Raw genomic sequence first — 24,872 nt, 5'->3', positions numbered from 1 at the left:
CCCTACGCTGCGTGCCTCCCCTTCGACTCCGCACCAGGCCATGACCACCGCTCCGCTCCGCTTCCGGTTCAGTCCCGTCATCGTCGGCTACATGCTCGTGGTGCATGCGCTGGCCGCGCTGGCCTTCTTCCTCCCGTGGCCTCCGTACGCGCTGCCGGTGGCGCTGGGGGTGTACGTGTCCATCGGGCTGGGCACCACGGTGGGGCTGCACCGGCTCCTCTGCCACCGGGCCTTCGCCTGCCCCCGCTGGGTGGAGTACGCGCTGGTGACGGTGGCCATGCTGACGGCGCAGGGCAGCCCGCTGCTGTGGGCCGCCAACCACCGGCTGCATCACGCGAAGGCGGACATGGAGGGCGACGTGCATTCGCCCGTGCGCGGGTTCTGGTACGCGCACATGGGGTGGATCCTCAACGAGGCCTCCACGGAGGAGGACGGCTGGCGCACCTGGTGCCGCGACATGGCGCAGGACGGCTACTACCACTGGCTCCTGCGCTACCGGATCGCGCCGCAGGTGCTGGCGGTGCTCGCGGTGGGGCTGACGTTCGGCTGGCGCGCGGTGCCCGCGTACTTCTTCCTGCCGGTGGTGTGCTGGATGCAGAGCACCTACGCGGTGAACTCCGTGTGCCACGCCGCGTTCGGCTCGCGCGTCCACGACACGCGCGACCAGAGCCGGAACGTGTGGTGGGTGAGCGTCCTCGCGCTGGGCGAGGGCTGGCACAACAACCACCACGCCTTCCCTGCGTCCGCGCGGCACGGCTGGGTGTGGTGGCAGTGGGATCCAGGCTGGCTCTTCATCCGCGCGCTCCAGGCCGTGGGGCTGGCGTGGGACGTGCGCCTGCCGTCCCGGCTCAGGTCAGAAGCTGGGGCTTGAGGCCCAGCGCGGCCATCTGCTTCACGTCCCACTCCTCGATGGCGTCCAGGCCCGCGATGTAGCGGCGCGCCGGGTTCTTCACCGGGTTGCGGATGCTGATGATCTCCGGCCCGGAGAAGAGGATGGTCTGCTTGTAGCGGGGCAGGTCGCTCATCATCAGCTTGGACGCGTAGTGCCGCGCGATGTTGGGCAGGCTCCCCAGCGTGTGACACAGCCGGCGGAAGTGCTCCACCACCTCCGACGCGTGGAGCTGCTTGGGCCGGTGGCACAGCGTGTAGCCGTCATAGTCGCGGCTGGTGGTGCCCGGCAGCAGCCGGTTGTCCGCCTGGAGCTCGCGAAAGAAGGGCGTCTCCGGATACGGGCACACGATGCCCAGGAAGGTGACGGAGAAGTACTTCAGGTCCGCCAGGTACCCCGGCAGCCGGTGCAGGTATTCGTTGGTGTCGCCGTCCGAGCCGACGATGAGCCCGAAGGACAGCAGGATGCCGGCGGAGAAGACGCGGCGGATGACGGCGTCCACCTCCGACAGCTTGTTCTGCCCCTTGTTCATCGCCTTGATGGAGTCCGGGTTGAGGGACTCCAGGCCGGTGTAGACGTAGCGGCAGCCCGCCTTCGCCATCAGCTTCACCAGCGCTTCATCCTTGAGCACGTTGAAGGTGAGGGCGCAGCCCCAGGTCTTCTTCAAGGGGATGAGCGCTTCGCACAGCGCGCGCAGGTACTTGGGGGAGCCGCCCAGGTTGTTGTCCAGGAAGACGAAGGCGTCATCCATCAGCCCCAGGAAGTTCGGGTTCCAGCGCATGCGCGTCTGGATCTCGTCGATGACCTCGGGGATGGGGCGGAAGCGGTAGCGCTCGTGGCCGGTGAGCACGCAGAAGTTGCAGGTGAAGGGGCAGCCTCGCGACGCCTCGATGCCCGGCAGGCGCACCTTGTTGTGCGTGAAGTCGATGAGCTCGTAGCGGTACGGGCGGATGGCCGCGGCGCCCTGCGACGGCAGGCTGTAGCGCGGCTTCAGCTCGCCCTTCTCGAAGTCGGCGATGAGCGCGGGCACGTTGGATTCGGGCTCGCCGGTGATGACCGCGTCGAAATAGAGGGCCGCGTCGTCGGGGAAGTGGCTGGCGTGCCGCCCGCCCGCCACCGTCGTCATGCCGCGCTGACGGAAGAGGGTGGAGAGCACCTTGGTGTGCTCGTAGTACGAGTGCAGGTACGAGAAGAAGACCAGGTCCCAGTGCCTGTCCAACGGCAGGTCGGCCTCCTTCTCGTTGAAGATCTCCACCTGCGCGTGCTCCGGGCACAGGCCGGCGATCAGCTCCGGCACGGAGGACTGCATGATGGAGGGTTCCTTGATCCGCAGGCGGGTCGGATGGGTGTACGTGGCGATGATGGCGATGCGCATGCGTGCGCTCCGGACGAGGGCACGGAAGGAACGCCCCGCGCCCGTTCGCGGTTGCCTCTGCCGGACCGCGGCCCCCTCCGTTCGCCGAGAATCACCCGGAGTCCGGGCAGTGGCAAAGGATCTCCGTCGGCCGCGACGCACTCCGCGTGTTTCCGGTGTCAGCGGACGACCCGGCAGGACCTATCTCGTCGGGGGGCGCTGCTGATAGATCTTTGAAACATGGATACCTCTCCTCCGCCATCCTCCGGTGGTTGGCCGTTTCGACGCTATTTCTGGATTTCAGTCGTCGCCGCGGCGGCGCTCAGCCTGCTGACGCTGAACACGGGCTGGATGTTCGACGACTATGTCTGGCTGGGCGTCTGGGACAACCTGCCGCAGCCAGCGCCGCTGGCGAACACGCACTTCGACGTGTACCGCACGGCCACGGGCGTCGCGGAGCACACCGCGCAGATGTCCCATGCGGGCATCTTCCCGTGGTGGGTGGAGCCCGGGGTGAAGCTGGCCTTCTTCCGGCCGCTGGGCAGCGCGCTGTTCGGCCTGGATCACCTGCTCTACAACCGCGTCGCCGTCGCGTATCACGTGCACTCGCTGCTCTGGTACGTGGGCCTGGTGATGCTGGTGGGCGTGCTGTTCCGGCGGCTGCTGCCCACGGGGCTGGCCGGGCTGGCGCTGTTCCTCTTCGCCGTCAACGGCTCCCACAGCGCGGTGGTGGGCTGGCTGTCCTACCGCGTGCTGCTGGTGTCCATGCTCTTCGGGGTGCTGGGCCTCTGGCTGCACATGGAGTGGCGCGAGCGCCAGCGCAAGGGCGCGCTGGTGGGGTCGCTCATCGCCTTCGCGCTGGGCCTGGCGGGCGCGGAGACGGTGCTCATCATGATCCCCTACGTCCTCGCCTATGAGGCCTTCGCGGGTCCGGGCAAGCCGTCCGACCGGCTCAAGGCGCTCATCCCGTTTGGCGCGCTGATGACCGCCTTCCTCGTCATGTACAAGGCGCTGGGCTACGGCGCGGCGAGGCAGGACACGCACCTGGATCCGTACGGGGCGCCGGTGCAGTGGTTCATGGGGATGTTCGCGCGCGTGCCCGCCGCCATCGCGGGGCTGACGCTCAGCGCGCCCAACGACTACATCCTGGACCCGTCCTATGTGCCCACCTTCCAGCTGCTGGGCGCGGCGGGCCTGGTGTTCTTCGGGTTGCTCCTGTGGGGCGTGTGGCCGCAGGTGGAGCCGGCGGAGCGCAAGACGCTGAAGTGGCTGCTGACGGGCTCGTTCCTGTCCACGTGGCTGGGCAGCTCGCCGCTGGCGGGCGCCCGCACGCTCATCGTGCCCAGCCTGGGCATGGCGGTGGCGCTGGCGGTGGTGCTGCGCTGCGCGTGGCGCGGCCGCGCGCTGAAGCCCCGGGCGGGCGCGGTGCTGGCGGGCGCGGCGGTGATGGCGCTCCTGCACGTCGTGGGCGCGCCGTACGTCTGGTGGCAGACCTCGGGCTTCTATTCGCAGGTGGACGCGTTGTTCAAGCGCGTGAACCTGCGCTACGCGGAGGCCCTGGACCTGGAGCAGTTCCCGAACCAGCGCCTGGTGGTGCTCAACGCCCCCAGCGGCACGGTGGGCATCTACGGCTCCGTGCAGTGGTGGTCCTCGGGCCGGCCCCTGCCGAAGAACTGGTGGGTGCTGTCCTACAAGTCGGAGGAGCAGAAGGTGACGCGCACCGGCCCCAACTCGCTGGAGCTGTCGCTGACGGACGGGAAGCACTACCTCAACATCCTGGAGGAGCGCATCTACCGCGGCGTGAACTACCCGGTGAAGCAGGGGGATGAGTTCGACATGAAGGGCATGAAGGCGCGCATCGAGGAGGCGGACGCGGAGGGCCCCACGCGCATCTCCTTCACCTTCGACGTGCCGCTGGAGGACCCGTCGCTCAAGTTCGTCGAGTGGCGCAACCGCAAGGTGATCCCCTGGACGCCGCCCGCGCTGGGCGGGCCGCCGTCGCTGACCAACGCCCGCGTCGTGGATTAGTCCAAAGACACGAAGGGCGGACCCCCGCGAAGGGGCCCGCCCTGGGTGGGGGGACGCTGCTCTTGCGCTCAGCCCACCATCTGGACGATGGCCAGCGTGATGCCGTAGACGATGACGGACACCAGCGCGGCGGCGGGGATGGTGAACACCCACGCCCAGATGATGCGTCCCGCGGTGCCCCACTTCACCGCGCGCCAGCCGCGCGTGGACCCCACGCCGACGATGGCGCCGGTGATGGTGTGGGTGGTGGACACGGGGATGCCCAGCTCCGCCAGCGCGATGATGGTGACGCCGCCGCCCGTCTCCGCGCAGAAGCCGCCAATGGGCGCCAGCTTCGTGAGGCTGTGGCCCATGGTGCGGATGATGCGCCAGCCGCCGAAGAAGGTGCCCATCGCGATGGCGGCGTGGCAGGAGATGATCATCCACCAGTCGATGTGGAAGGGCCGGTCGCGCCAGATGGTGCCGAAGAGCACCACGGCGATGATGCCCATCACCTTCTGCGCGTCGTTGGTGCCGTGGCTGAAGGAGAAGATGGCGGACGACACCAGCTGGAGCCTGCGGAACCAGGTGTCCACGCGCAGGGGCGTCTGACGGCGCACCGCCCACGTGCTGGCCACCATCATCCCGATGCCCAGCACCATGCCGATGAGCGGCGACAGCACGATGAACGCCGCGATGCGCGCGATGCCGGAGCCCACCAGGCCCTGGAAGCCCAGCACCGGCAGCGTGGCGCCAATCATCCCGCCCGCCAGCGCGTGCGACGACGACGAGGGCAGCCCCCACCACCAGGTGAGCAGGTTCCAGGAGATGGCCCCGATGAGCGAGGAGAAGATGACCATCAACACCGCGGTGGGGCCGGCCGCGCGGAGCATGTCGAAGTTGATGATGCCCTTGCCCATGGTGTTGGCGACGTGAACGCCGCCGGCGAACGCCGCCACGAAGTTGAAGAACGCCGCCCAGGCCACCGCGAGGTTGGGCGACAGCACGCGCGTGGAGACGACCGTGGCGATGGAGTTCGCGGCGTCGTGGAAGCCGTTGATGAAGTCGAAGACGAGCGCGACGATGACGATGAGGACGACCGCGGCGAGCAGCATCTCAGGAGTGCTCCAGCACGACGCCTTCGATGACGTTGGCGACACCCTGGCACTTGTCGGTCGCCGTCTCGATGAGGTCGTAGATCTCCTTCCACTTGATGATGGTCAGGGTGTCCACGCCGCTCTTGAACAGCCGGCCCATGCCCGCGCGCAGCACCTCGTCCGCCTGCGACTCCAGGTGCTTGATCTCCTTGCAGCCCGCCAGGATCTGCTCCGGCTTCTTGATGAGGCGCAGGGCGGCCACCACCTCCTGCACCTTGCGCGTGGACAGCACCAGGAGCCGCGCCAGCTCCGTGGCGTCCGCCCGGGTGCTGTCGATCTCGTAGTACAGCAGGCGCGCCGCCGCCGCGTTGGTCAGGTCCAGCACGTCGTCGATGCGCGACAGCAGCGAGTGGATCTGCCCGCGGTCGAAGGGGGTGATGAACTGCTGGTGGAGCCGGTTGAAGGCCGCGTGGGTGACGTCGTCACCCTTGTGCTCCACGTCCTTGAGCGCCTGGACGCGCGCGGGCACGTCCCGGTAGTCGCTCAACAGGTCGTGCAGGAGCTGGGCTCCCTCGACGGTCCTTGCGCATTGCGCGTCGAAGTCGTCGAAGAACTCGTCCGACTTCGGCATCAGCTTTTCGAGCATGGATTCTCCCTCGGCGCCTGGAGGGCCAGGCGAGGTCCGCCGCGGGAGGAGGAGAGGCGCGAGGTGTGGCACTCCCGTGGCGCGCGAGTGAGTACCCTACCTGGAGAGATTCGCCAGTGCCGCGTGCGAAATCGCACGAATTCCAGGAGGTTGGAGCGTGACGCGGCGGCGGCTCAGACGACGCGGTTGCGCAGCTCCTCGAAGAATCCCACCCACAGCTGCCACATCTCCTCCGCGCCCCGGGTGATGGTGGCCAGCTCCGCGTCGGTGTACTCGAGCCCCATGGTGTGGCCGGCCGTCTCCACGTGGTCCGGCTCCTGCTTCACGTGGATGTCCACCCAGGGCAGGGACTTGAGGCCCGTGGTGCGGCGCACCAGCTTGCCCAGCTTCGCCACCATGGTGAGGTCCGCCACCTCCGTGCCGTAGAGGAAGCCCAGGCCCGTGAGGTGGTTGTCCGTGGAGCGCTGGTAGCCGTCGAGCAGCCGGCGCGTGGCGGGCGCCATGTCCGCTTCGGACACGCCCGCCTTCGTGAAGCCCGCGTCCGTCATCGTCGTGATGAAGAAGCGCTCGTGCGCGCGCTCCGGATCCCCTTCGCCCACCTCCTGGTTGAGGATGTGCGACACCGCCGTCTTCATCTCGATCTGCGGGCAGACGGCGAGCAGCTTGCCCAGGAAGTTGGGGAAGTAGTGCAGCGGGTGCCACCACTGGCCCAGCACCATCTCCGCCTGCTCGCGGCTGAAGGCCTTCTCATCCACCACTTCGAAGAACCGGTGCTTGATGAGCTGCTCACGGTGGGGGTTCTTCGCGAGCGCCGCCTCGATGGTCTGGTTCCGCATGACGCCTCCAGGGCCTGTGCTGCCAGAAAGGGCTGGGTCGGCGTTTATCACAATTCAGGACTGTGATTCTTGAAATAGTAGAAATGCAAGTTCAATGCGACTACGTTGTTTACCGCCATTGTGGAACCTGCCCGTTCCAGAGGGGGCCCCCACGGCGGGTGTGTGGGAGAAGGGGCGAGTGGGCGACGTGGGGCATGTCCGCCTGGGCGGGCCTGTTCCAGGCGGGGCTTCACGTCCTACAGTTGGAAAATCAGCATTTGTTCCCTGATCCCTCTTGTCGCGGAAGGCGCATGACCCTGTTCCGGCATCCCGAAGATCGCATCCCGGTCCTGTTGTTCACGTGCGTGTTCGCGCTCGACGTGACGGTGTTCCTCACGGCGAGCAGCTGGTGGGTGCCGGTGTTGTGGTTCGGCCTGGGCATCATCCCCAAGGGATGGATCTGCTCGTGGAACCACCACCACCAGCACCTGTCGATGTTCCGGCACGCGCTGCCCAACCGCCTCCTGGAGATCATCTTCGGTTTCCAGACGGGCGTGACGTCGCAGGCGTGGTTCCTCCACCACGTGCTGGGCCACCACCGCAACTACCTGGACCAGACGAAGGACGAGTCGCGCTGGAAGCGCGATGACGGCACGACCATGGGCGAGCTGGAGTACTCGCTCAGCACCATGCTGACCGCGTATCCGCGGGCGTTCGAAGTGGGGCGCCAGCAGCACCCCAAGGCGCTGCGGGTGTTCATCGCGATGGGCGTGCTGCAGGTCGTCCTGTTGGCGGGGCTGTTCTGGGTGAACCCCTACAACGCGCTCTTCGTGTTCCTGCTGCCCATGGTGGCGTCGCTGTTCGTCACGGTGTGGGCGACCTTCTTCCACCACGTGGACCTGAACACCGAGCTGCACTCGGAGGCCTCGTACAACATCCTCCACCGCGGCTACAACCTGATGACCGGCAACCTGGGCTACCACACCGCGCATCACACGCGGCACGGGCTGCACTGGTCCAAGCTGCCGGAGCTGCACGCCCAGCTCGCGCGGGAGATCCCCGCGCACCTCTACCGTCAGCCGGGCATCCCGTTCGTCTGGCGCGGCTCCGAAGCGAAGGTCGTGCTCAGCCAGCACGAACTGGACGCCATCGCCGCGGCGCCCGCGGCGACGGGGGAGAAGCTGGCGGCCTGAGGCCGAGGGCCCCCCGCGGAGCGCCGTCGTCCGGCGGAAAAAGAGGGGGGCGCTCCGCCCCCCCGTCCCATCACTTCTCCGCGGGGACGCGGTTCGCCGCCAGGTTGATGACGTTCACCAGGAGGTCCTTCACGCGGCGGGGCTTGTTGCCGCCGTTGTCCTCGATGATCTTCTCGATGTCGTCATCCTGCCGGTGGTACTCGGGGATGAGATCGCCGCCGCCCTCGGGGTTGGACAGGCCCTCGAAGAGGAAGAGCACGTCCTCGCCCTTGCGCCCGAACGACGCGCCGTCCTGGCGGTCGCGGTACACGTTGATGTCCCGGTTGATGCGGTCGAACGGGTCCGCCATCTGCTGGTTCGCCTGGTCCACCACGTCCCGGAAGTAGTTGGGCTGGCCCTTGGTGTTGGTGTCCACGACGGACAGGCGCTGATCATCCCAGCGGCCCACCATGTCCGTGTTGATGACGCCGGCGATGTCCTTCATCTCCAGCCCGGGGATGGGGTGGTCCACGAAGTACTGCGAGCCCACCAGCCCCTTCTCCTCCGCGCCCGTCCAGATGAAGAGCACGGAGCGGTCCAGCTTGCCGTTCTTCGCGGCCTCCGCCAGCTCCGGCACCGCCGCCATCAGCACCGCGCTGCCTGACGCGTTGTCGTCCGCGCCGTTGAACGGGTTGCCCTTGCGGTCCACGCCCACGTGGTCCAGGTGGGCCATCACCACGATGACCTCGTCCTTGTGGGGGCCGGTGCCGGGCAGCATCGCCATCGTGTTCACGGCCTGTCCCGTCGCCGTGGCCACCTGCTTGAGCTCCTCCACGCTGCGCTGCTTCCCGGACCGCGCCGGGGCCAGCGGCTGGCCCGCCGCCTTCATCGTGCTCTCGTACTGCTTGTTGAGCAGCTTCAGCGTGTCCTTGGGCATCTTCTCGTCCAGGTAGAACCCCTCCTGGAACATCTTGTGGCCGAACTGCTTGTGCTCGCCGTGGGCCGCGCCGTTCGCCTCGCCGGCCGTGTTCGGCCCCAGCCAGGAGTAGACGTTGAACTTCTGCTGGAAGGGGTTCGCCGGGTTGTTCGAGTTGGGCCCCACGAGGCCGTACTTCTCCGCGTGCGCCTGCACGTAGGCGCTCGCCGCGTCCAGGCCCTCGGAGGGGCTGTCACGGCCCTTCAGCGCGTCGGAGGCCAGGTACTCGATGTGCGTCATCGGATCCGAGTCGACCGACACGGGCGGCTCGGCGGGCGTCTCCGGCACCGGCGTCGTGGGCGCCGGAGTGCAGGGCGCGGGCAGCGACAGCACCGGGGGCGGCGCGGGCAGCCGGGGCAGGGAGGGGCGCGTGCCGGAGGACTCGAAGCCGTCCTTGAACGCGAGGGGACGGTTCTTCGACTTCGCGTCCGTGCTCCGCGCGTCCTGCGAGTTCAACCGCGACACGGAGGTGAGGGGGCGCGAGCTGTCGTTGATCTTCGTGGCCATGGTGGGGAGTCCGGGGGAGGAAACGCGCTTCCTGAGATTATCCGACCGAGCCGGTCAGAAGTTGTGCGCCGCGGCGCGATTCCGTGCGTTATCAGTTCATTCAGTGAATCCAGGTTTCAAAGGGGGCGCGCCGGATCCCGCCGGGCCGTCTTGGCGGCCGCTGTGACTCGCCTTGCTACAAATACAGTGTTTCATGTGACTCATGTCGCTACTCCTGTTTTCTCATTCAATGAATGGCAAGAGTGAAGACAGACGCGTCCGGTGTGTTGGCTCAAGGGGTGCAATGGGGAGGCGTGCAGTTCACCCCATGACGAGGTAGCGCATGCACCTGAAGATGACGGGTCCCCTGCTGGCTTCCATGTTCCTGAGCCTCGCGGGTTGTGCGGGCGGCGACGACAGCCAGTCCGCCGGTTCCCTGAACGCGCAGGAGTCGGCGGCGCAGTCCCAGTGTGTCAAGAGGTTCGAAGGCATCAGCAGCTGTGCGATGGGCCGGGCGAAGCTCGATTCCGTGGCGGACGGTCTCGCTGTGTCCGGGCTCACCACCCAGAAGGACGGCGTCGCGAGCACCTTCGCGCAGGCCGTGAAGTGGGAGCAGCGCGTCGGGATGAGCCTGGGCGCGAACGGTGGCTACCAGTTGTCCGCGCGTGACGGCGATCAGGTCGTCAGCACGCTGAGGGTCACGCCGGGCAAGGAGGCCAACTCGGTCACCATGGCGCCCACGTTCACCGGTTCGCCGGGGGGCTCGCGCTACACGATGAACGTCTACCTGGGCGGCGTGCTCCAGGGCTCCAGCCCGCAGCCGGCGGGCATGGTCATCGTGTTCACCAACTGGCGGGACTTCCTCCGCTGGGCGGAGATGCACCACCACTTCCTGAACGACTTCGACGTCGACGGTCTGTCGCTCGGCTCGGCCAAGGAGAACGTGGGCGCGTGCGTGTGGCGCGTGGGTTCGGAGAAGAACACGTTCACGGTGGACATCAACGGCAAGCGCATCACCGGTGATCAGGTGGAGTTCATCGAGACCATCGCGGAGGGTGCCTACCCGTACCGCCACTTCACGGGCATCGACACGAACGCCATCGCCAGCCAGTACACCATCAACTCCGAGTCCATCACCGCGCCCACGGGCGTGAAGTAGCGCCCATCGCCGCACTGTTTCCTCGCGCGCCGGACGGGAGCCAAGGTCCCGTCCGGCGACGTGAGGGGGTCAAGGCGTTCGCCCAACGTGCCATGGAGTCCTGCCGCCGTTGGGCGTTCGCGTCCTGGCCTCACCGTCGAGGTGGGAGCCCTACCGTCCGCCAGACAGGGTGGACGTCGGCGTCACCGCGTTCCTGCCGCTGCCGCCGGTGCCCGTCGCGGGGCTCACCGTAGGCGCGCGCGCGGCCTCCAGGGGGGCCTTGTGGGCCTTCTGGAACGACGCGGGCACTTCGTTCGCGTAGAGCAGCTTGTAGGCGCTGTAGCTGCCCAGGACGCGCTTCACGTAGTCGCGGGTCTCGTCGAAGGCGATGTGCTCCACCCACTCGTCCAGCTCCGCCTGGGGCAGGGCCCGGCGCCAGCGCTCCACGGCCGCGGGTCCCGCGTTGTACGCGGCCACGGCGTAGGCGGGGTTGCCGTCGAAGTGCTTGAGCAACTGCCCCAGGTACGCCGCGCCCAGGCGGATGTTCGGCGCGGGCTGAAGCAGCGAGGACACGTCGAACGAGGCCATCTTCAGCGAGTCCGCCACCTGGCGCGCCGTCGAGGGCATGAGCTGCGCCAGTCCCAGCGCTCCCGTGGCGGAGCGCGCGCGCGGGTTGAAGCGGCTCTCCTCGCGGATGAGGCCCTGGAGCAGATCGGGATCCACTCGCGCTGACCGCGAAGAGCTCTGGATGAGCGGCCGGAACGCGAGCGGCCACGTGGCCTCCCACACCGGGCGCGACGCGGCGCTCAGCGGCCCGGCGGCCTCCTGGCGAAGCGACACGCGCGCCACCTGCCGCGTGGCCCGGCCCCGCCCGGTGCGGCGCATCGTCTGGTAGAGCAGCCGCGCGGGCGCCTCCGCCAGGCCGCGCGTGTCCACCGCGAGCAGCTCCTCCACCACGCCCGGCTGGCCCAGGCGCAAGAGCTCCACGCCCGCGGCGAAGCGCGGGTCCTTCTGGAGCGGGCCCGGGGGCAGGGGCCAGACCTCGTCGGTGACGGGCCCGGCGGTGTTCGGGATGGACATGGCCTTCGGTGCGGCGGACGCCGCCGTCAGGCGGGCCATCCGCTCCGGCGCGTGCTGCGCGAGCCGCGTCCGGGCGAGCAGGCCGTACCAGGCCGTGGGCCGCTCGGTGGCGATGAGCTCGTAGCGCGTGAGCGCCGCGTCCACCGCGCCGCCGGACTCCTGCACGCGCGCCTGCCAGTAGCGGGCGCGCCACAGGGCTTCGTCGGTGCGCGCCGCTTCCGGCAGCTGCTCCACCGCCATCAGCGACGCGAGCGCGGGCTGCGTCTCGCCCTTGCGCTGGTGCAGCCAGAAGGCGCGGAAGAGGGCCTCGGCGGCGAAGTTGCCGGCGGGGTATTGCTTCGCCAGCGCCTCGTAGTTCTGGAGCGCCTCGTCCACGAGCCCCAGGCGCTGCTGCGTCCACGCCTCGAAGAACAGCGCGTCGTCCGCGTAGCCGTGCGCCGGGTAGTCCCGGGCCAGCGTGGCGTACGTGTCCACGGCCGCCTCCGGCTGCACCACCGACTGCGAATACGCGAGGAGGTAGAGCGCCTGCGGGCGCTGCTCGGGGGACAGGCACTCGCGCGCCACCGGCTCCAGCACCTGGATGGCGCGCCGGTGCTGCCGCTCCTTGCGCAGCGCGCGGCCCAGGGTGAGCTGGGCGCCGCAGGCCAGCTCGTCCGGGAGCTCCGTCCGCGGCCCTGAACGGGCCAGCAGGTTCATGGCCGCGACGTTCTGGTGCAGCTCCACCAGCGCCTCGGCGCGGCGCACCCGCCACTTCATGGGCAGCGGCAGGTCCCGCAGCAGCACGCGCGCGCGGGCCGCCTCGGGCGACAGGGGCGCCGTCGCCCAGACCTCCAGCAGCGCGCGGTGCTCGGCGTTGTACTGCCCCTGCGCGCGCGCCAGGTCGCAGTACGCCAGCAGCGCCTTCATCCGGAGCGCGTCCGGCCCCCGCGCCTGCCGGCTGTCGATGAGGGCCTGGAGCGCGGTCAGCGCCTCGGGGATGCGGTTCTGGCGCTTGAGCACGCGCGCCAGGGTGAAGCGCGCCTCCGGATAGAGCGGCGAGGCCGGACTCACCGCGCCGTACTGCTCCGCCGCGCGCAGCGGCTTGTGCAGGCGCTCATGGGACTCGGCGGCCCGCATCAGGCAGTGGTCGCGCAGGGGCACATAGTCCTCCGCCAGCGCGGTGAACTCCTCGGCGGCGGTGGCGAAGTCGCGCGCGAGGAACGCGCTCTGGGCCTGGAGGTAGCGGCCCGGAAGGGAAGGGGGGGATTCGGTGGCGAGCAGCGCCCGCGCGGACCGGTAGCGGCCCCGGTCGAACTCCGCGCGCGCCTTCGCGAGCAGTCCCTCCGCGAAGTAGGACGTCAGCCGCTCCGGTCCAAACGCCTCCGCCGTCACCTCGTCCTGGGTAGGCTGCGCCGTCGGCGTGTCCAGCAGGGCCTCCAGCTTCTCCTCCGACATCACGTCGCTGGCTTCGTCCTCGCCGGGGGCCTGGGCCCACGCGGCGCCCGGAGCCCACAGCCCCGCGCACGCGAGCAAGACCGCTGTCGCTCCTCGAACTCCGTCCATGCCAGCCCTCGTTCGTCCGCCAGGGACCTCGATGGATTGGCACTGCCGGTGAGAACGGAACCTGCCCGTCCGGCCACCTCGTGGACGCGCGTTGGCTTTCGTGCATCCGCTCGGAGGCCCACATCCCAAGCGATGCACGAAAGCCAACGGCCCGGTTCACCCGGAACGGGTGCCCGGGGTTCCTCGCACCCAGGGGGGCGTCGGGTGCTAGGGGGTCGTCGTCTGGACGACGAGGTCGCCCGGCATGCGGGGCGCGACCTCGTAGGTCGTTTCGTACTGGGCGGCCAGGCCCACCACCTGGATGCGCTGGCCCACGGCGAGGGCCTTCAGCGCCGCCGCGTCGAAGCCGGCCGACACGTGCACGAACACCTGCACCTCGCCAGAGCCATCGTTGATGTAGAGCTTGTAGCCGTAGGGCGAGTCGTCCTGGAACGCCTGGGTGATGGCGCCGCTGACGCGGATGAGCTGGCCCTCCACGGACTCGTTCACGCCGCCGGTGGAGACGTCCTTCGGGGGCACGGTCCCGGTTCCGGACTTCAGCTCGACGTCCGCGGGCACGGCCTTGAGGATGCGCAGCTGGTTCTGCTCATCCAGCGTGCCGGTGACGCGCACGCGGGCGCCCAGCCCGAACGACAGCTTCTCGGCCACCTTGACGTAGAGGCCGGCGGTGTCGTCCTGGATCGCGAACCCTTCGTCCCCCAACGCGGAGGCGAAGGTGCCGGGGGCCACGGTGACGGTGCCCTCCACCGTCACCTCCGCGCCGGTGCCACGCGAACGCGCGTCGGCGATGGAGAGCGCCGTGTCGCAGCCGCCGAGCGCGAGCGCGACGACGCCGAGCAGCGCCAGGACACTCCGACGCGAAAGGGAAGGGGAACGGGAGAGCGGGAGATGGGAAGGGATCATGCCCCGGGTCTTATCACCCGGGAGAGCATTTTAAGCTCGTAAATCTGCTTATTCTGCTCTGGTGCCGTCGCGCCGGATGCGCGTGTTTCGAGTTATCGGTTTTTACTTCTCTGGGCGATAAAACACATGATTCCTGAGAGTGAGGATGTTTCACTTGAGACATGAGACGTATTGATAAGGATGTTTTGTAGCACTAGCGTGCGCCTGCTGCCCTTCCCCCAGGGTCACATGGCCACTCCGAATCCCCCGTCGTCGAGTGTCGCGCTTGAAGCAAAACCCCCGTTGGCGCGCATCTGGTGGCTCGCGCTGCGCCCCAAGACGCTGACCGCGTCGGTGGCTCCGACCCTGCTGGGTTGGGCCTTCGCCAACGCGGAAGGCAGCTGGCGGCCCGCGCCAGCGCTCACGTTCCTGGTGGGCTTCGTGCTGATGCAGATCGTCAGCAACCTGGTGAACGACTACGCGGACTTCGAGCGCGGCGCGGACACGGCCGAGCGGCTGGGGCCCGCGCGCGTCACCCAGAAGGGCTGGCTGAGCGCGCGCGAGGTGGCGAGCGCCGCGGCCCTGGCGTTCGCTGGCTCCATGCTCGCGCTGTTGGTGCTGACCCCGGTGGGGGGCTGGCCCGTGTTCGCGGGCGGCGCCTTCTGTCTCGCGGGCGCGGTCTTCTATTCCGCGGGCCCGGTGCCCCTGGGCTACATGGGCCTGGGGGACGTGCTGGTGCTGCTCATCTTCGGCCTGTCCGGGGTGTCCGGCAGCTACGCCGTGCTCGCCCACCACGTCACGCCGGGCGTCGTGCTCGCGGGCCTGTCCATGGGGCTCATCGCGTCCGGAATCCTCGCGGTGAACAACCTGCGGGACCGCGACACGGACAGGGCCGCCGGCAAGCGCACGCTGGTGGTGCGCTTTGGCCGGGCCTTCGGTCAGTGGGAGTACACGGTGGCGGTGGTCGGCGCGTTCGTCATCCCCGTCATCTCCTGGATGACGCTGCCGGGACACCCGCTGGCGTGGCTCTGTCCGCTGCTGGCGCTCCCGCTGGCGGCCCGGGAGATCCGCGCCATCTGGCGCGAGGACGGCAGCGCCCTCAATCCCCACCTGGGCAGGACGGCGGGCCTGGGGCTCGTCTTCGCGCTCTTGTTGTCCGCGGGCTTCCTTCTCCTCCCGGGAGGCCGCTGATCCACCGTGTCCGGTATTCCCCGGGAGGTTCGCGAATTGCGCGGACTCTCATAATGTGGTCAGTTTGATGCGATGAGGTGTTCTCCTCCCAACCCTTGCCGGCCCTCACCGACTTCGCGTGGCGAAGTGGTGGCGGCGTCGGGAAGGGTAGGACGCGTGGGCCTGCGCGTGAGTGCACCTCCTTCCCTTCCTCCCTCTGCCTTCCCCCGGCCTCGTCTTCCATGATCCGCTCAATCCTACGCAAGAGCGCGTGGTGCGCCCTGCTGGTGCCCCTGCTGTCCTGCAACCTCCTCAAGGTCACCGACGACGAAGGCTCCACCACGGGGCGCGGCGCCAAGCGGTTCGACCCGTACCAGGGGCTTGATTCCGGCGCGATCCGGCTCAGCCTCCAGTACATCAACGGCTGCGCCTTTCTTCCCAACGGGCAGATGGTCGCGAAGAACGGAGTGCCCGTCCCGTACCCGGACGTGTGCATCACGCCGCTCGGCCAGGATCCGCTGACGCTGTCGCCCCCCACGGGCACGCTGCAGATCCTGTCGGACACCCAGTACTTCCTGAACCAGTTCTCCGTCTCGGAGACGGTGGTCAACCAGCACACCAACCCCACCGACCTGAGCGCCGCGCTGGGGTGGATCAAGAACCAGTCGGTCTTCGCGGGCCTGGACTGGAGCAACGTCAACCAGGGCGCGGACGAGTGGAGCTTCTACAGCCTCGGCGGGGCCGTGGAGGACTGCTGGACCCGCGAGGTGCAGTTCGGCAACGCGAACTGGCAGAAGGTGAAGGGCGACACCATCACCGTGGAGGTGCTGGACGAGACGGGCGCCCCGCGCGCCAGCCAGACGTACCTGCGCTCGGAGCTGCTGGCGTCCTCGCCCTACGCGGGCCACAGCCGCTTCTCCTGGCGTTCGGAGAACCTGCAGGCGCCGCGCTTCCCCGGTGACAAGGAGACCCGCAACGTGGCGGGCTTCCCGGGTGGCATGGCGCAGGGCCCCACGTTCCGCACCATCGCGCGCGTGGACATGGTGGGCAGCACCAACCCCTTCAAGGTGCTGCGCATCCCGCGCCTGTCGGGCCCCGGCGCGCTCAAGGCGACCTGGAGCCAGCTGCCGGACCGCCCGTTCTACTTCCCGGTGACGTACGTCATCCCGGATGACCGCCCGTCCACCTGCACCGACGACAGCGGCAATGCGGTGCAGTGCAGCCCGGGCCTGGACTCGCGGCTGGTGTTCTCGCCCCCGAAGGAGGGCAGCTTCTACAAGCCCGGCGAGGACGTGAGCATGTACGTCGACCTGCGCGACAGCGCGGGCGCCCACCTGCACTCGCCGGACCTGCTGCCGTCCGCGAAGGAGATCATCACCAACCAGGCCAACGGCATCATGACGTTCGTCCCCAACGTCATCGGGATCATCACGGAGAACGACTCCATCTCCAACGTGGCCATCGCCGGTCCCATCCAGGACCTGAAGGTGCTGGGCGACCCGGGCGACAAGCCCCAGTTCTTCGCCAAGCCGTTCCCGTTCGCCTTCCTGGATGACGCCACGCTCACGGGGCTGACGCCGGGCCTCGTCGACTTCAAGTGGCCCACGCGCCAGACGTTCACGCTGCCCGCGGACGCGAAGCCGGGCACCTACGTGGCGCTGGTGAAGTTCAACCGCGCCGCCATGGGCGAGCGCGTGGCGAAGATGTCGCCGTTCTTCTTCCAGGTGGGCCAGGACGAGCCGACGACCTACCCGGGCAACGTGGGCAACTGCCAGCTGTGCCACCGCGGCGTGCTGTCGCTGGACAACCTGCGCCACGGCCTGTCGGTGGACCACATCGAGAGCTGCAAGGTGTGCCACCACTACGACACCGACACGGTGGGCCGCACGCAGGAGATGGTGCACCGCATCCACATGAACTCGCCCAGCTACCCGGCGAACCGCGCGGACTGCACCGTCTGCCACCTGACGCGCAAGAGCACCGAGCGGCCCAGCCTGTCGCTGTGCGGCTCGTGCCACGTGTCTCAGCACGGTGACGAGTTCTTCCAGATCGCCTTCAGTCAGCGCGGCACGCCCAGCCGGTTCGGCAACTGCGCGCAGACGTGCCACGGCGGCGATCAGCTTCCCTCCCGACACATCCTCCCCGCGAAGTAGGGGATGCGACGAGCCATGCAAAGAGCCCTCTACGTTGGAACGCTCCTTGGCGCGGCCCTGCTGGGCGCCGGCTGCCAGGAATCCTCCTCCCCCGCGGTGTCGACGTTCATCCCGCGCCCGAACTACCAGAACCGCGAGCCGGAGGGTCTGACCTCCCGGCTCACCGGCTTCACGGTGGACCCGGAGGCCTACTTCATCAACCTGGCCAACTGCGCCCCGCCGGGCACGCAGTGCCAGCTGCCGCCGCTGTACGCGGAGTTCAGCCCGCTGCTGCAGCGCTCGGTGGTGCGCAACGCGCTGGTGACCCTGCAGGACACGGTGCCGGACCCGGCCACGGGGCAGCCGCCCCCGCCGCCCGCGCCCGTGGTGTCCGGGCCCACGGGCCTGTGGACCCTGGAGAAGGTGCCCACCCGCCGGGGCGCGCCGTTCTTCGTCCTGTCGCTGGGACAGCAGGGCACGCTGGCCAACGACGCCCCGTCGCCGCCGCTGCCGCCCGTCGTGGAAGGCAACTACCTGACCACGATGACCGTGCGTCCGGTGGTGCCGGCCCACAGCGCGTGCGTGGGCCTGGAGGCGCTCCAGGTGAGCGACAAGGGCATCCTGGACGCGGTGGCCCGGCGCCTGAGCTCCGAGGGCACCTCCGTCACGGTGCAGGACCTGCTCAACCCGGCCCGCTTCGGCGGCGTGACGGTCTTCTGGCTCTACCGCCCGGGGTTCCCCGTCTTCCGCGTGCCCGCGGCGAACACCACCGTGGAGGCCACGTCCGGCCGCGTGCTCAACATCGAGTGGGCACCGGTGGGCGCGCTGCCGCCGCCGCTGGCGCCGCTCCAGTCGCCGCGCGGCTTCTTCATCCCGCCCGGCCCGCCCGCCCCCAACAGCAGCCTGGGCCTGGTCGCCGTCGTCCACCCGCCGCTGATGGGCCCGCCGCCGGTCGTCACGTACACGGCGAAGGACTCCACGACGAGCGCGCCGGAGGGGCGCCCCTGGCTGCTCCAGGCGCTGGCCATTCCGCAGATCCCCGGCATCGTCACGTTCGCCGGCCTCCAGATGGCGAGCAGCACCCCGTCGACGACGCCGTCGATTCCCCCGCCCAGCACCTGCGTGCCCGGGCAGTAGCACCCCCGTCACACCCCGTCCCAACGCCTCCGCTCCGCCGGCTCCCCTTTCGAGGGGACCGGCGGAGAGCCGTGTCCCCGTCCTGCCGGAGCAACGTTCCCCATGGTGAAGAAGATACTGCTGGCCCTTGGAGCATTGGTCGTCCTGGTCTTGATTGGCGCGGGCACCGCGATGGGTGTCGCCACCCACAAGATCAACAAGTCCTACGCGGACGTGGCACTGCCGAACATCCAGCGAGACAGCTCACCGGAGGGCATCGCCCGCGGTGAGCAGGTGTTCCGCGCGGTGTGCGCCGAGTGTCACGCTGGCGGCGGCAACACGAAGCCCACCGGCGTGCAGATGCACGACTTCCCGCCGGAGCTGGGCACGTTCTACTCGGCGAACATCACCTCGGATCCGGAGAAGGGCGTGGGCGCCTGGAAGGACGAGGAGATCGCCCGCATGGTCATCAACGCCATCGACCGTGACAACCACGTGCGCCCCATGCCGGCCTTCCCCAACATGGGCGACAAGGACCTGGCGGCGGTGATTGGCTTCATGCGCTCCGGTCACCCGGACTTCGCGCCGGAGCAGTCCCAGCCGCCGCGCTCCGTGCTGACGCCCATGGGCCGGATGGTGTTCTCCTTCGCGATGGGCATCAACGACAAGGCCCGCACGGAGCCGGTGGTCATCCCCGCGAAGGCGGCGGACTCCGTGGAGTACGGCCGCTACGTGTCCGCCAGCGTCTACGACTGCGTCTTCTGCCACTCGCCCGGCTTCGAGGGCAGCGCGGCGAAGCTGAAGAACCCGGACACGGTGCTGAGCGGCGGCTTCGAGTTCGACCTCACGCCCATGGGCGGCGAGGGCAAGCTGCTGTCGCCCAACATCACCCCCAGCGAGACGGCCGGTATCGGAAAGTGGACGCTGGAGGAGTTCAAGCTCGCGATGAAGACCGGTGTGACGCCGGGCGGCTACATCCTGCGCGCGCCGATGCCCAAGTACCGCTACGCGGACGACGTGGAGCTCACCGCCATCTACACCTTCCTGCGCACGATGAAGGCCAACGACATGGCCGTGCCGCCCCCCGCCGGTGGCCGTCCCAAGGCGGAGCCCACCAACGACCCGGAGAAGCTGTTCAGCTCCCTGGGCTGCGCCTCGTGCCACGGCGCCAACAAGCAGTTCGAGGCCAAGCTCCAGGGCGCGAAGGGCAAGCCCGCCGAAGAGGTGGCGAAGTGGATCCGCAACCCGGAGTCCTTCAAGCCCGGGACGCAGATGCCCACCTACGAATCCCTCCTCGACGAGGCCAACGCCCTCACGCTCGCGAAGTATGTGCTGGGCAAGACGGGCAGTGGCGTGAGCGAAGGCACCGCGCCCTGAGTGCCACAAGCGGGTGACAAATGCCCCGCGTGTCATGTCGACACGCGGGGATTCGCTGAAACAAAGCGTTTTTCCGGGGGGGCTGGCGTTACAGAAAGTACCGGGTGAGATAAGGTTTCATGCGAAGTCGTTCCCCCAGCCGTGGAGCGTCACTCCATGAATGTTTCACCGGTTTCCCCCGAGCCGCACCGGAAGAATCGTTCGAAGGCCGTCCACCTCCATGAGACGAAGGCCCCGGAAGACACGGGCCCCATCCAACTGGATGACGTCCTCTGGAATCCCATTAACGCGGAGGAAGCGCTGGAGGGTCTGGAGAAGATCCTCGCCCGGCTGAACGCACGGGATGATTCACGCGCCATCTTCCTGGACATCTACGCCATTGTCACACGGCGGGTGGTCCACCTGTTGAGCCAGCCGGACGCGGGCGGGTTCCTGGAGCCCGAGTGGCTGTCGCATCTGACGGGCCGCTTCGCGGAGGAGGCGCTCATCGCGGTGCGGGACTCGCTGAAGAACCTGCCGCTGCCCACGGCCGCCTGGCGCTTCGCGACGCACTATCCGGCCCAGCGACTCACGCGGCCGTTCCAGGACGCGCTCCTGGGCGTCAGCGCGCACATCAACCACGACCTGGGCATGGTCGTTTACGACAACATCGCGCACCAGTCTCCCCCGGCGGATGCGCGGCGCATGGCGCGCTACCGGCACGACTACTTCCACGTGAATGAGATCCTCCGCTCGTGCATCCCCGAGTGTCTGGATCTGCTCGTCGAGCGCTACCACTGCACGTCCACGAAGCTCGTCCTGCTCGTGCCCTTCAGCCGCCCCATGGTGGAGCGGGCCGTCATGCAGATGCTCATCGTCTGGCGGCAGCGCGTCTGGGAGAACGTCGTCGCGATGCTGGAGGCGCAGACGCCCGAGGAGCATCAGGCGGTCGTGGAGCGCGTTCGCACGACGTCCGGCCGCATCGCGCAGGCGCTGTGCGCGGACTATGCGCTGTGGCACACGCTGCGCGGCGAGGCGCCGCCCTTCAGCCTGGACCTGGCGCCGGAGGACTGGCCCGGCGTGAAGGTTCCGGACCCGGCGGACGCGGACGTCAGCGCCCGCGCCAGCTGAGGGCGCTCAGGAGGGCGTGACTCCGGCCACGAGGTAGACGCGCACCTGGCCGGAGTTGACGCCGTACGCGACGTCCACGCCCAGCAGGGGCAGGACGACGTTGCTCAAGTACAGCCGCAGGCCCGCGCCCACGCCCTGGGCCACGGTGGCGTGGTCCAGGCCGGACCTGGACTCCGGCAGGTAACGGCGGATGACGCGACCGGTGGTGTCGGTCAGCGTTCCATCCGCGGGCAGGTCCCTCCACGCGATGGCGCCCGTGTCGGAGAAGCCCACGCCGCGGAAGGCCAGCGACTTCACGGAGAAGAGCGGGAAATGGTACTCGGCGCTGAGGGTGAGCCGGGTGTCGCCGCGGAACTGGCGGTACTGGAAGCCCCGCAGGGTGGTGCCGCCCATCACCAGCTCCTGGTGGAAGGGCAGGTCCTTTCCCACGTTCAGCTCGCCGCGCAGCACCAGGTTGTGCTCGCTGAAGAAGCGCAGGCCCTGGCGGTAGAGGACGCTGAACTTGCGGTAGCGGAACTCGCTCCACACGCCCGGGACGGACACCTCGTAGGAGCCCTCCAGGTTGAGGCCCTCCGTCACCGCGTGCAGCGTCTGGCGCGAGTCCAGGCCCACCATGAAGCGCAGCGACGTGTCGCGCAGGGCGGGGCCGGTGGAGAACGCCTGCGCTGTGACCGGCTTCTTCGGGTCCGGCGACTGCGCGTCGATGCTGGACACGCGGTACTTCGCCGCCGCGCGCACCCGCTCGAAGAGGATGAAGCCCAGCTCCGCGCCCAGGGCCGCGGAGTTGAGCCGCGTGCGCCGGAGGATCTCCGGATCCGCCTGGCTCGCCCCTGGAAGGTACTCGTCCACGCGGTCGCTGCGCAGCTGGCCCTCCAGGCTGAACTTCAGTTGGGGCAGGCCGAAGAGGAGCGGGTCCAGGAAGCCCACGTACAGGCCGCTCTCGGCGGTGCTGACCTGCCCGGCGACGGCGAACTTCTTCGCGCGGCCGGCCAGGTTGTTCTCCGCGTAGAGCAGGCCGCCGCCGGTGTTGGCGGAGGACAAGGCCACCGTCGGGGCCACCACCCACGACGCCTTGTCCGTCACCTTCAGCACCAGCCGCACGCGGCCGTCGGGCAGGGGCTCCGTGCTCGCGTGGGCCTCCTGGAACAGGCCCGTGGCCAGCAGGCGCCGCTCCACCTTGCGCAGCAGCTCTTCGTCGACGGTGTCACCCACGTCCAGCCGCGCGTACGAACGCACCGTCGAGGGCCTCGTCTTGTCCACGCCCTCCACCCGCACCTCCGCGACCTCCGGCGGGCCGGAGGCGGCCCCGGGCTCCTCCTCGGCCCAGGCCACGGACGCGCCCCCTCCCGTCATGGCCACGGTGAGGAGGGACAGCAGGGAGCGGACGCGCGAGGACACGAGCACCCCGTGCTCATACCCCAGGCTCCGGGGCCCCGGCTCCTCCCGCACCGGGAGGGCGCGCGATGCTCGACGTTCGGCGGCACCCCGCGCCCTCGGCTCGGCGCGGAGGACGCGGTGGCACGCACGGGTGGTGCGGCGCGGTCCCCAAAGAATGCATTATCCTCATCATCTGGATATGCATCCATTTGGGAAGGACGTGGACATGGCTTCGTCGCAAGAGGGTGGGCGCAAGGAGTTCTGCCTGGACGACCTCCAGGTGGGCCAGAAGTTCATCAGCGGCACGCACGCGCTGGACGCGGCGCAGATCGTCGCCTTCGCGCGGGAGTTCGATCCGCAGGGGTTCCACCTGGACGATGACGCGGCCCGGGACACGCTGTTCGAGGGACTGGCGGCGAGCGGCTGGCACACGGCGGCGCTCACCATGAAGCTCAACGTCCAGAGCGGGCTGCCGTTCAAGGGGGGCATCGTGGGGGCGGGCGGGGAGCTGCGCTGGCCGAAGCCCACGCGTCCGGGGGACGTGCTGCACGTGGAGAGCGAGGTGCTGGAGCTCATTCCCTCGCGCACGCGGCCGGACCGGGGCATCGCCGTCGTGCGCAGCGAGACCCGCAACCAGAAGGGAGAGGTGCTGCAGGTGCTCACCGCGAAGCTGGTGCTGCCCCGTCGCCCGGCGGGCGGGTGAGCGGGACGGGAGGCTTTTCGCGAGCGCGGGCGGAGGCTACCGTGCGGCCCGCCTTGGCCGTGCCTTGGTTTCCGTCCCGCTCCCGAGGAGTTCCTCCATGTCTCGCGGTACCCCCGACTTCGACCTCGCCTCCGTGGACGTGGAGGGGTTCCACCAGGAGCTGAAGGCGCTGCGCGCCCGGCTGGACGCGAACCTGGGCGAGGCGGACGCGGCGCACCTGCGCAAGCTGGAGCGCTGGGGGCGGGTGGCCACGGCGCTGGGCGTGGCCACGGCGTGGATCGCCCCCAACCCGCTGAGCGCGGTGGCGCTGGGGCTGGGGCGCTCCACGCGCTGGCTGCTCATGCACCACGTGGGGCACCGGGGCTACGACCGGGTGCCGGGCATGCCCGCGTCGCGCACCAGCAAGGGCTTCGCGAAGGGGGCCCGCAGGTTCGTGGACTGGCTGGACTGGATGCTGCCGGAGGCGTGGGTCTTCGAGCACAACGTGCTGCACCACTCGCACACGGGCGAGGACGCGGATCCGGATCTGCTGGAGCGCAACGCGGAGGGCACGCTGCGCGACACCGGCCGGCCGCTGCCGCTGCGCTACGTGCAGCTGGCGCTGCTGGCCATCACCTGGCGCGCGAGCTACTACGCGCCGGAGACGCTGGGGTCGCTGCGGCGCAAGGGGCGCCGCGAGGGTGGGGCGCTGACGCGCGCGGAGGTGTGGGAGCTCCTCTCTCGCTGCTACCTGCCGTACGCGGCGGTCTACTTTGGACTGTACCCGGCGGTCTTCGGGCTGCTGGGCCCGTGGGCGGCGTTCAGCGTGCTGTGCAACTCCGTGCTGGCGGACGTCGTCACCAACCTGCACACGTTCTTCGTCGTGGGGCCCAACCACACCGGCGAGGACCTGTACCGCTTCGACTCCGCGCCCGCGAACAAGTCGGAGCGCATGGTGCAGCAGGTGCTGGGCAGCGCGAACTACCGCACGGGCGGCGACCTCAACGACTTCGCGCACCTGTGGCTGAACTACCAGATTGAACACCACCTCTGGCCGGACCTGCCGATGCTGAAGTACCGCGAGGCGCAGCCACACGTGCGCGCCCTGTGCGAGAAGTACGGCATCCCGTACGTGCAGGAGAGCGTCTGGACGCGCGCGCGGAAGATGGTGGACGTCGTCGTGGGCAAGGCGTCCATGAAGCGGCTGGTGAAGGCTCCGGCCCCCGAGATGTCGGCGGCGGACGCGGCGGAGGCCTCCGCGGCCTGAGTCAGGCGGGCGGCGCGCGCCGGCGGCGGGGCAGCGGGGCGAGCGCCACCGGCGTAGGCTCCGCGGCGACCTCCTCGTGGCGGACGGCCTCCGCGTTCACCACGCGCACGCCGTCGGGTTGCACGGGCAGCCCCAGCGTCTCCACGAACAGGCGGTAGCTCTCCTCCAGCCTGCGGTGCAGCGCGATGAAGGTCTGGTGCGCGGTGCCGGGCATGTCCTCGGTGTAGGTGAAGTACCAGCGCAGCTCGTCCAGGCGCGCGTAGAAGTGGTCCACCACCGCCTGCTCCTGTTCGGGGAGGTGGATGAGCTGGGCGAAGGCGCCCTCCGCGTAGCGCGACGCCACCGTCTCCACCAGCGGCCCTCGGCTGCGCAGGCGGGAGAAGAGCAGGAACATCTCCTCCCTGCGCGCGGCGAGCCTCCGCATGATGCCGGCGGCGTCGAGGGCGAGCAGGTTGCGCACCCGGGCGGTGGTCTCTTCGGCCTTCTTGCGGCGAGCCATGGTGCGACGCAGCCTACCGTCAGTGGCACCCCTCCACGCCAGGGGTTGCCCTCCCCGT

Annotated in this window: 20 protein-coding genes; 11 read left to right on the top strand and 9 right to left on the bottom strand. The window is 69.2% G+C overall.

Annotated elements, in window-relative coordinates:
- Positions 1-40: 40 nt before the first annotated feature.
- Positions 41-871: an acyl-CoA desaturase gene (locus FOF48_RS11875; protein WP_143900983.1), complete on the top strand. Its 831-nt coding sequence runs from the start codon at positions 41-43 to the stop codon at positions 869-871.
- Here the strand turns inward: FOF48_RS11875 and FOF48_RS11870 are convergent.
- Positions 849-2,264 carry a radical SAM protein gene (locus tag FOF48_RS11870; protein WP_143900981.1) on the bottom strand — a complete coding sequence of 472 codons (1,416 nt, stop codon included), beginning with the start codon at positions 2,262-2,264 and terminating at the stop codon, positions 849-851. The genes FOF48_RS11875 and FOF48_RS11870 overlap by 23 nt on opposite strands.
- A 219-nt stretch (positions 2,265-2,483) precedes the next feature.
- On the opposite strand from FOF48_RS11870, the gene FOF48_RS11865 reads away from it, so the two are divergent.
- Complete coding sequence (locus tag FOF48_RS11865) at positions 2,484-4,271, top strand: hypothetical protein (protein WP_143900979.1); 1,788 nt, start codon at positions 2,484-2,486, stop codon at positions 4,269-4,271.
- Between the two features lie 68 nt (positions 4,272-4,339).
- On the opposite strand, the gene FOF48_RS11860 is transcribed toward FOF48_RS11865, so the two are convergent.
- From FOF48_RS11860 to FOF48_RS11850, 3 genes are all read right to left on the bottom strand, one after another.
- Positions 4,340-5,365 (bottom strand): inorganic phosphate transporter, encoded by a 1,026-nt coding sequence (locus tag FOF48_RS11860; protein WP_143900977.1) that lies wholly within the window; start codon positions 5,363-5,365, stop codon positions 4,340-4,342.
- A 1-nt stretch (position 5,366) separates the two neighbouring features.
- The gene (locus tag FOF48_RS11855) at positions 5,367-5,993 is read right to left on the bottom strand and encodes a DUF47 domain-containing protein (RefSeq protein ID WP_143900975.1); all 627 of its coding nucleotides are present in this window, start codon (positions 5,991-5,993) and stop codon (positions 5,367-5,369) included.
- Positions 5,994-6,166: 173 nt separating this feature from the next.
- Positions 6,167-6,829: a TenA family transcriptional regulator gene (locus tag FOF48_RS11850; RefSeq protein ID WP_143900973.1), complete on the bottom strand. Its 663-nt coding sequence runs from the start codon at positions 6,827-6,829 to the stop codon at positions 6,167-6,169.
- 290 nt (positions 6,830-7,119) lie between these two features.
- Here FOF48_RS11850 and FOF48_RS11845 point away from each other — a divergent pair, with 290 nt between their 5' ends.
- A complete protein-coding gene (locus tag FOF48_RS11845) occupies positions 7,120-8,001 on the top strand; it encodes a fatty acid desaturase (protein WP_143900971.1) in 882 nt (293 codons plus the stop codon).
- A gap of 70 nt (positions 8,002-8,071) precedes the next feature.
- Here the strand turns inward: FOF48_RS11845 and FOF48_RS11840 are convergent, their stop codons facing one another.
- Positions 8,072-9,463, bottom strand: a complete 1,392-nt coding sequence (locus tag FOF48_RS11840; protein ID WP_143900969.1) for a M28 family metallopeptidase — start codon at positions 9,461-9,463, stop codon at positions 8,072-8,074.
- Positions 9,464-9,785: 322 nt separating this feature from the next.
- Here FOF48_RS11840 and FOF48_RS11835 point away from each other — a divergent pair, with 322 nt between their 5' ends.
- Positions 9,786-10,601 (top strand): hypothetical protein, encoded by an 816-nt coding sequence (locus FOF48_RS11835; RefSeq protein ID WP_186001876.1) that lies wholly within the window; start codon positions 9,786-9,788, stop codon positions 10,599-10,601.
- A 150-nt stretch (positions 10,602-10,751) separates the two neighbouring features.
- Here FOF48_RS11835 and FOF48_RS11830 read toward each other — a convergent pair whose 3' ends face one another.
- Together FOF48_RS11830 and FOF48_RS11825 are read right to left on the bottom strand one after the other, a co-directional pair.
- A complete protein-coding gene (locus FOF48_RS11830; RefSeq protein WP_143900967.1) occupies positions 10,752-13,202 on the bottom strand; it encodes a transglycosylase SLT domain-containing protein in 2,451 nt (816 codons plus the stop codon).
- Positions 13,203-13,409: 207 nt separating this feature from the next.
- Positions 13,410-14,105, bottom strand: coding sequence for a DNA-binding protein (locus FOF48_RS11825; protein ID WP_143900965.1), 696 nt, complete (start codon positions 14,103-14,105; stop codon positions 13,410-13,412).
- A 282-nt stretch (positions 14,106-14,387) separates the two neighbouring features.
- Between FOF48_RS11825 and menA the strand changes: the two genes are divergently transcribed.
- From menA to FOF48_RS11800, 5 genes are all read left to right on the top strand, one after another.
- Positions 14,388-15,275, top strand: coding sequence for a 1,4-dihydroxy-2-naphthoate octaprenyltransferase (menA, locus tag FOF48_RS11820; protein WP_161664635.1), 888 nt, complete (start codon positions 14,388-14,390; stop codon positions 15,273-15,275).
- Between the two features lie 221 nt (positions 15,276-15,496).
- A complete protein-coding gene (locus FOF48_RS11815; protein WP_143900961.1) occupies positions 15,497-17,407 on the top strand; it encodes a hypothetical protein in 1,911 nt (636 codons plus the stop codon).
- Positions 17,408-17,422: 15 nt separating this feature from the next.
- Positions 17,423-18,523: a hypothetical protein gene (locus tag FOF48_RS11810; protein WP_143900959.1), complete on the top strand. Its 1,101-nt coding sequence runs from the start codon at positions 17,423-17,425 to the stop codon at positions 18,521-18,523.
- A gap of 102 nt (positions 18,524-18,625) precedes the next feature.
- Positions 18,626-19,879: a cytochrome c gene (locus FOF48_RS11805; RefSeq protein WP_143900957.1), complete on the top strand. Its 1,254-nt coding sequence runs from the start codon at positions 18,626-18,628 to the stop codon at positions 19,877-19,879.
- Positions 19,880-20,035: 156 nt separating this feature from the next.
- Positions 20,036-20,989: a DUF5995 family protein gene (locus tag FOF48_RS11800; RefSeq protein ID WP_143900955.1), complete on the top strand. Its 954-nt coding sequence runs from the start codon at positions 20,036-20,038 to the stop codon at positions 20,987-20,989.
- A gap of 6 nt (positions 20,990-20,995) precedes the next feature.
- On the opposite strand, the gene FOF48_RS11795 is transcribed toward FOF48_RS11800, so the two are convergent.
- On the bottom strand, positions 20,996-22,387 hold the full coding sequence (locus FOF48_RS11795) for a BamA/TamA family outer membrane protein (RefSeq protein WP_255442086.1): 1,392 nt from the start codon (positions 22,385-22,387) through the stop codon (positions 20,996-20,998).
- A gap of 205 nt (positions 22,388-22,592) precedes the next feature.
- On the opposite strand from FOF48_RS11795, the gene FOF48_RS11790 reads away from it, so the two are divergent.
- Together FOF48_RS11790 and FOF48_RS11785 are read left to right on the top strand one after the other, a co-directional pair.
- A complete protein-coding gene (locus FOF48_RS11790; protein ID WP_143900953.1) occupies positions 22,593-23,069 on the top strand; it encodes a MaoC family dehydratase in 477 nt (158 codons plus the stop codon).
- Between the two features lie 97 nt (positions 23,070-23,166).
- Positions 23,167-24,315 carry a fatty acid desaturase gene (locus tag FOF48_RS11785; protein ID WP_143900952.1) on the top strand — a complete coding sequence of 383 codons (1,149 nt, stop codon included), beginning with the start codon at positions 23,167-23,169 and terminating at the stop codon, positions 24,313-24,315.
- A 1-nt stretch (position 24,316) separates the two neighbouring features.
- Here FOF48_RS11785 and FOF48_RS11780 read toward each other — a convergent pair whose 3' ends face one another.
- Positions 24,317-24,814: a hypothetical protein gene (locus FOF48_RS11780; protein WP_143900950.1), complete on the bottom strand. Its 498-nt coding sequence runs from the start codon at positions 24,812-24,814 to the stop codon at positions 24,317-24,319.
- Positions 24,815-24,872 lie beyond the last annotated feature (58 nt).

The organism is Corallococcus sp. Z5C101001 (genome assembly GCF_007352635.1).
In the GTDB taxonomy this organism is placed as follows: domain Bacteria; phylum Myxococcota; class Myxococcia; order Myxococcales; family Myxococcaceae; genus Corallococcus; species Corallococcus silvisoli.
The sequence above is the reverse complement of the archived record's forward strand: the minus strand, read 5'-3'. Positions and strand labels throughout refer to the sequence as shown.